The following is a 6,642-nucleotide window of genomic DNA, read 5'->3' as shown; positions in this document are numbered from 1 at the left end:
GCTTCGGCCCGGCCTCGCCGGCATTATGCTCATGATAGGCTGTGGTGCGGCGGCGGATGCCATAACGGTCGAGCAGCACGCGCGACACCCGTGTATCTTCGCAAGCGACGATGTCGGCGGCGGCCAGCGTCTCCAGCGCGCGCAGCGTGATGTCGGCGAGATTGCCGATCGGCGTCGCCACCAGATAGAGCGCCGGCTCCAGCGGCCGGGCCGCGATCTCGGTCTGCCCGACCACATAGCTGCGCTTGCCCGTCTCTGCGGTCACTGATCAAGTCTCCGTTCGACCCTGTTTGGCACGGCTGACGCGGGCTTGCAAAAGCTGACGCCGATGTAAGGAATTCGCCTTTCCTTTGCCACAGTGGGGAACCAAACCGGCGTTGGCAGATTAGCCCCCTGATTCCGGAGGAGGACAGGATGGACAGCCTCAAGATACAAGACGCTTTCGAGCCCTACTATGCCGGCCGCAACCGCGTTGCCACCCCCAGGGACAAGCGCCCGTCTGCCAAGACCGAGCACAGCCTGACCGAAGAGCGCGTCGCCAGCACCTTGCCGACGAACGTCAGCCTTTCCGACAACAAACCCGACAGCACGACGGAGCACTGACCGGACGATGCCCAATCGCTTCGATATCTTCATCACCCGTCTTGAAACGAAGAACGCACGCCATGGCGCGCAACTACCCTCGATAGGCGACCAGCACAGCACCCGCCGCGATAAGGGCGACGCCAAGCCAGTTCGCTCCGGACAACCGCTCGCCGAGAAAGGCCGCGCCAAACACCGCCACAAGCACGACGCTTAGCTTGTCGATCGGCGCCACCTGCGCCGCATTGCCGATCTTCAGGGCGCGAAAATAGCAGAGCCATGAAGCGCCGGTCGCCAGACCGGACAGGGCGAGGAAAGCCCAGGTCTTTCCCGAGATCGTAGCCGGCGACTGGAACTGGCCGCTGGCGAGCAGGATGGCACCGAGCACGATCAGGATGATGATCGTGCGGATGAAGGTGGCGAAATCGGAATTGATGTTCTCGATGCCGACCTTGGCGAAGATCGCCGTCAGGGCAGCGAATGCAGCCGAGAGCAGCGCCCAGAATTGCCAGGAGGATACGGTCAGGTTCATGCGGGTGGCCTTCGCGGATTGCGTCTTAACCGAGATACCGTGAAACGCGTGCCTTCAGAAGGCCAATCAACTCCAGATCCATGAATTCATAATCGTCAGGTATGTCGAGGCAGATCACACGCGCCTTCTTCAGGCTGGCCCTGAATTTCTTCTGCAGCTTGGTGCGGTGCGCCTTTTCCATGACGAAGATGATGTCGGCCCAAGCGACCAGCTCATGCGTCAGCGGCGTGTCGGCATCGTGGTTGGTTCCGGCCGAGGCCACCTCGATATCGCGGCGCGTTGAAAACACCTGTTCGGCGGTCGGGCTGCGCAAGCGGTTCTGGCTGCAGACGAAAAGGACGTTCTTCAAGGGTTAGCGCGCCAGATCGGCGACCACCGCGTCGAGCACGATCATGCCGGCGGCCGTGGCGCGCAGGCGCGCATTGCCGATCGGCGCCACCAGCCCTTCGCCCTGCAGCATCGACAACCGCGCGCTCGACAGGCCGCGCCCGGAGAACGCCTCGTAGCGGGAGAGGTCGATGCCTTCGGCCAGCCGCAGGCCCATCAGCAGGAATTCGTCGGCCTCTTCCGAGCGCGTCAGGATCTCGCCGCCGGTGACGCCATGGCCCTTGGCCTCGACCAGATTGGCCCAGGTTTCCGGCATCCGCTCGGCGATTGTCACCGTGCGCCGGCCGTTCTCGACGAAGCGGCCATGCGCGCCCGGCCCGACGCCGACATATTCGCCATAGCGCCAGTAGGTCAGGTTGTGCCGGCTCTCGGCGCCAGGCCTGGCGTGGTTGGAAATCTCGTAGGCCGGCAGGCCGTGCGCCTTGGTGATCTCCTGCGTCAGTGCATAGAGGTCGGCGGCATGGTCGTTGTCGGGAATGATGAATTTCTTTGCCGCATGCAGCGCGTGAAAGGGCGTGCCTTCCTCGATGGTCAGCTGGTAGAGCGACAGATGGTCGGCGGCATGGCCGATCGCCTGTTCCAGCTCCGATGCCCAAGCCTCCGGCGTCTGGCCGGGGCGGGCGTAGATCAGGTCGAAGGACAGCCTTGGGAATATTTCCCGCGCGAGGCCGATGGCGTGCAGGGCCTCTTCGACATTGTGCAGCCGGCCGAGGAAGCGCAAATCCTTGTCGTTCAGCGCCTGCACGCCGAGCGACACGCGATTGACCCCAGCCGCCCGATAGCCGCGAAAGCGCTCGGCCTCGACCGAGGACGGATTGGCCTCCAGCGTCACCTCGATGCCGGCAGGCACAGTCCAGTTCTTCGCCACGGCGTCCAGAACCCTGGCCACGGTTTCCGGCTTCATCAGCGAGGGCGTGCCGCCGCCTAGAAAAACGCTGGTCACCTCGCGCGGCCCGGTGCGCTCGCGCATCGTCGCCAGTTCGGCCTCGAAGGCGGCGGCAAAGCGCTCCTGGTCGACCGGCTGGTGGCGAACATGGCTGTTGAAGTCGCAATAGGGGCATTTGGCCGCGCAGAACGGCCAGTGGACATAGACGCCGAAGCCGGGCGTCCGGTCGAGCAGCATGCTCATGCCGAGCCCAATCTCGCTTTGGCGAATTTCTGGAAGGCACGGGCGCGGTGCGACAGCGCCGTGGCCTGGCCGGGCTTCCAGCCATGCTTTTCCTCGGCGCTCATTTCGCCGAAGGTTTTTTCGAAGCCCTCGGGCAGGAACACAGGATCATAGCCGAAGCCGAGCTCGCCGCGCGGTGGCCAGACCAGCGTGCCCTCGGCCTCGCCGCGATAATATTCGGCCTCGCCGTCGGGAAACGCCAGGCAGATGACGGCGACAAAGCGTCCCTTGCGCTGCTCCGGCAAGGCGGCGCCGACCTCCTGCAGCGCCACTTCGGTGCGTTGCATGGCCATGCCGAAGTCACGCGAACCGTCCGGGGTTTCGGCCCAGTTGGCGGTGTAGACGCCGGGCGCGCCGTCAAGCGCGTCGACGCACAGGCCGGAATCGTCCGACAACGCCGGCAGGCCGGTCGCCTTGGCGGCGGCGAGCGCCTTGATGTAGGCGTTCTCCTCGAAGGTGGTGCCGGTCTCGTCCGGCTCCGGCAGGCCATACTCCCTGGCCGACTTCGCTTCGAAGCCGAACGGTCCCATCAGGTCGGCGAATTCGCGCAGCTTGCCCTCATTATGGGTGGCGACGACGATCTTCTTGCCATCGAGAGAATGCATCAAAGGCCCCAGATTCTTGGCTCGGCAAATTCGATCGAGTTGCCCGAGGGGTCGCGTATATAGATCGAACGGCCGCCCTGCGGCCACTCGAATTCGCTCTCGATGGCGATCTTCTTTGCCTCCAGATGGGCTTTCCAGCCGGCGATTTCATCGTCGGTCGCCGTAAAGCAGAGATGACCTTGGCCGACCGCGCCGTGCGGTGGCACCGGCAGCCTCGCGTCGGGCGCCGGCGGGATTTTGGTTGCCTCGGCGTTGAAGACGAGCAGCACGCCGGGGCCGCAGCGGAAGAAGAGGTGGCGGCCGTCGACCTTGCCGAGGAGATTGAGGCCGAGGATGTCGGTGTAGAAGGTTTCGGCGGCGGGCAGGTCTGTGACGTAGAGGGCCGATTCCAGGATCGTGGAGGGTGTCACGAGGCGCCCCCCTCTGGCCTGCCGGCCATCTCCCCCTCAGGTGGGGAGATTGGCAGCTTCTGCATTGTCGCGCGCCCTACAACGCCGGAGATTGGCGAAGCCCTAGATGACATCCGATCTCCCCACTTGAGGGGGAGATGGCCGGCAGGCCAGAGGGGGGCGCTCAGGCTCGACATCTAAAAACTAAGCCACTGCCATCTGCTGCAAACTCACCAGGCGCTGGATGCCTTTCTTGGCCAGGCCCATCAGGTCCGCGAACTGCTCCTCGGAGAAAGGCTCGCCCTCGGCGGTGCCCTGGATCTCGACGATGCCACCCTTGCCTGTCATGACGAAATTGGCGTCGGTGCCGGCCGCGGAATCCTCGATATAGTCGAGGTCGATGACCGGCTGGCCGTCATGGATGCCGCAGGAGATCGCCGCGACATGGTCCTTCAGCACCTTGGCGACGCTGGCCATCTGGCGCGCTTCCATCCAGCGCAGGCAGTCATACAGCGCCACCCAGCCGCCGGTGATCGATGCGGTGCGGGTGCCGCCATCGGCCTGGATGACGTCGCAGTCGACGGTGATCTGCTGTTCGCCCAGCGCCTGCAAATCGACCACGGCGCGCAAGGAGCGGCCGATCAGCCGCTGGATTTCCAGCGTGCGGCCGCCCTGCTTGCCGGCCGAAGCCTCACGGCGCATGCGCTCGCCGGTCGAGCGCGGCAGCATGCCGTATTCCGCCGTCACCCAGCCCTTGCCGGAGTTGCGCATCCAACCCGGCACTTTTTCCTCGAGGCTGGCCGTGCACAGGACATGCGTGTCGCCGAACTTCACCAGGCATGAGCCTTCGGCATGCTTGGAGACGCCACGCTCGAAGGAGATGGCACGCATTTCGTCGAATTGGCGTTTGGAAGGGCGCATTCAGGGCTGCTTTCTTGTCATTTTTCGGAATCTTGGCCGGCTTGTAACCGCATGGGACGCGTGGCGCAAAGGAAAATGGGCTGACGATCGGACACAGACACCGGGTTGCGCGGGTGCAGTGTAAGTCTATATCCTTGGGCCGGAGGTTTTTGGCCGTATGACCAAGGCAGTCGATCCGAGTTCGCAGTCGCCCGCGCTTCAGTCGCCAGTATTCCAGGCGCTCGACATGCGTTCCCGCGACATCTTCCGGCGCATCGTCGATTCCTATCTCAGGGACGGTGAACCGGTGGGATCGCGCAGCCTGTCGCGTATCCTGCCGTCCTCACTGTCGCCGGCGACCATCCGCAACGTGATGAGCGACCTCGAGCATCTCGGCCTGATCTACGCGCCGCACATTTCGGCCGGCCGGCTGCCGACGCAGGCCGGCCTGCGTTTCTTCGTCGATGCCTTCATGGAGCTTGGCGACCTTTCCGACGAGGAGCGCCGCGCCATCGAGGCACAGGTGCGGGCGTCCGGCTCCGGTGCGACGCTGGAGCACATGCTGACCGAGGCCAGCCAGATGCTGTCGGGCATGTCGCGCGGCGCCGGCCTGGTGCTGGCCGCCAAAAACGAGGTGGCGCTGAAGCACATCGAATTCATCCAGCTTGAGCCGACGAAGGCGCTGGCGGTGCTGGTGTCGCAGAATGGCGACGTCGAAAACCGCGTCGTCGACCTGCCCGCCGGGATCACCGTCTCGCAACTGCACGAGGCCTCGAATTTCCTCAACGCCCATATACGCGGCCGCACGCTGGCCGAGGCGCGGATCGAGATCGCTCGCATCAAGGAAGAAACCAGGGCCGCGCTCGACACGCTGTCGCAGGACCTGGTGGAGAAGGGGCTGGCGGTGTGGGCCGGCGCCGACAGCGGCCTGCCGGCACGGCTCATCGTGCGCGGGCGTGCCAATCTGCTTGAAAACGTCACCGCCCAGGCCGACATCGAGCTGCTGCGCCATCTGTTCGAGGACATGGAGACGCAGGACGGGCTTATCCAGCTGCTTGACCTCGCCGAGCAGGGCTCGGGTGTGCGCATCTTCATCGGCTCGGAAAACAAGCTGTTTTCGCTGTCGGGCTCGTCGCTGGTCGTCGCCCCCTATCGCGACAAGGATGCCCGCGTCGTCGGCGCGCTCGGCGTCATCGGCCCGACCCGGCTGAATTACGCGCGCATCGTCCCAATGGTCGACTATACGGCGCAGCTGATTTCACGCATGCTGCGCTGAGCTGATCCAACCGAGGAGACGACGATGGCGCTCGAAGAATTCAAGGCCCGGATCAGCCTGCTGCTCGAGGAGATGGTCAACCAGCCGGAAGACCAGCACGAGATCCAGGAGCAGCTGCGCGAAAAACTGCAGGAAATGCGCGCCATGGGCCTGCCGCTGCCGGCTGACCTCGTCGAGTTGGAAAAACGCCTCGACGACGATTTCTACGCCGCCGGGACCTGAACCGGAAAACCGCAAGCTTCCTTCACCTCATCGTGTGCCGTGGAACGATCGACGAAACCGGTCGTTCCTGTTTTCACGCCCGAACACTGGAGGACCGAATGATGCGTTTTGCCGGCCCGGCACTTTCCGCCGCACTGTTTGTCTCGACCGCTTCATTCGCCCAGCAGGCGGACGAACCGGTACTGAAAGGCGCGGCTGCCTTCGGCGACTGGCGAGCGGACAAGCCGGGCACCCGCCGGCTGATCAGACCGGATGATCTGCCCAAGCCCAATGCCACCCGGTCGACCTCGAACAGCGCCGGCATCGCGGACATGCCGGCAGACGCGAAGCTGCAACTGCCGCCGGGGTTCTCGGCCGAGCTGGTTGCATCGGGCATCGACAATCCACGCGTCGTGCGCGTCGCGCCGAATGGCGACCTGTTCGTCGCCGACAGCAAAGCCAACCAGGTCCGCATCTATCGCCTCGCCGAAGGCAGTGCGAAGCCGGCGCAGGACGGCATCTTTGCCGGCAATCTCAACCGACCCTATGGCATTGCCTTCTATCCGCCGGGCCCTGACCCGCAATGGGTCTATGTCGCCAAC

General features: G+C 64.5%; 10 protein-coding genes and 1 pseudogene. 4 read left to right on the top strand and 7 right to left on the bottom strand.

The window, feature by feature from the left end:
• Positions 1-265, bottom strand: a 265-nt coding sequence (locus tag ENZ74_RS17135; protein WP_245470968.1) for an SAM-dependent methyltransferase, incomplete at its 3' end; no start/stop codon positions are given.
• Positions 266-414: 149 nt separating this feature from the next.
• Here ENZ74_RS17135 and ENZ74_RS17130 point away from each other — a divergent pair.
• Positions 415-603 (top strand): hypothetical protein, encoded by a 189-nt coding sequence (locus ENZ74_RS17130; protein WP_013528626.1) that lies wholly within the window; start codon positions 415-417, stop codon positions 601-603.
• 73 nt (positions 604-676) lie between these two features.
• On the opposite strand, the gene ENZ74_RS17125 is transcribed toward ENZ74_RS17130, so the two are convergent.
• The 6 genes from ENZ74_RS17125 to rph form a co-directional block, all read right to left on the bottom strand.
• Complete coding sequence (locus ENZ74_RS17125) at positions 677-1,114, bottom strand: EamA family transporter (RefSeq protein ID WP_013528627.1); 438 nt, start codon at positions 1,112-1,114, stop codon at positions 677-679.
• A gap of 25 nt (positions 1,115-1,139) precedes the next feature.
• A complete protein-coding gene (locus tag ENZ74_RS17120) occupies positions 1,140-1,463 on the bottom strand; it encodes a low molecular weight protein tyrosine phosphatase family protein (protein WP_013528628.1) in 324 nt (107 codons plus the stop codon).
• Between the two features lie 3 nt (positions 1,464-1,466).
• Positions 1,467-2,630, bottom strand: coding sequence for a radical SAM family heme chaperone HemW (gene hemW, locus ENZ74_RS17115; RefSeq protein WP_063169657.1), 1,164 nt, complete (start codon positions 2,628-2,630; stop codon positions 1,467-1,469).
• Entirely contained in the window at positions 2,627-3,274 is a 648-nt protein-coding gene (rdgB, locus tag ENZ74_RS17110; RefSeq protein WP_063169656.1) for an RdgB/HAM1 family non-canonical purine NTP pyrophosphatase, read from the bottom strand. The genes hemW and rdgB overlap by 4 nt, the downstream gene beginning before the upstream one ends.
• Positions 3,274-3,684, bottom strand: coding sequence for a VOC family protein (locus ENZ74_RS17105; RefSeq protein ID WP_063169655.1), 411 nt, complete (start codon positions 3,682-3,684; stop codon positions 3,274-3,276). Before ENZ74_RS17105 ends, rdgB begins: the two co-directional genes overlap by 1 nt.
• A gap of 183 nt (positions 3,685-3,867) precedes the next feature.
• Positions 3,868-4,584 carry a ribonuclease PH gene (gene rph, locus ENZ74_RS17095; protein ID WP_013528632.1) on the bottom strand — a complete coding sequence of 239 codons (717 nt, stop codon included), beginning with the start codon at positions 4,582-4,584 and terminating at the stop codon, positions 3,868-3,870.
• Between the two features lie 157 nt (positions 4,585-4,741).
• Here rph and hrcA point away from each other — a divergent pair, with 157 nt between their 5' ends.
• From hrcA to ENZ74_RS17080, 3 genes and pseudogenes are all read left to right on the top strand, one after another.
• Complete coding sequence (gene hrcA / locus ENZ74_RS17090; RefSeq protein ID WP_027161211.1) at positions 4,742-5,839, top strand: heat-inducible transcriptional repressor HrcA; 1,098 nt, start codon at positions 4,742-4,744, stop codon at positions 5,837-5,839.
• Positions 5,840-5,863: 24 nt separating this feature from the next.
• Positions 5,864-6,061: a hypothetical protein gene (locus tag ENZ74_RS17085; protein ID WP_023814156.1), complete on the top strand. Its 198-nt coding sequence runs from the start codon at positions 5,864-5,866 to the stop codon at positions 6,059-6,061.
• A 98-nt stretch (positions 6,062-6,159) separates the two neighbouring features.
• Positions 6,160-6,642: pseudogene (locus tag ENZ74_RS17080) on the top strand (sorbosone dehydrogenase family protein); the annotation flags it as partial.

The sequence above is a fragment of the Mesorhizobium sp. M7A.F.Ca.CA.002.15.2.1 genome, from assembly GCF_003998715.1.
GTDB classification, from domain to species: domain Bacteria; phylum Pseudomonadota; class Alphaproteobacteria; order Rhizobiales; family Rhizobiaceae; genus Mesorhizobium; species Mesorhizobium ciceri.
Note: the sequence above shows the minus strand (reverse complement) of the source record. Positions and strands in the feature narration are given on the sequence as shown.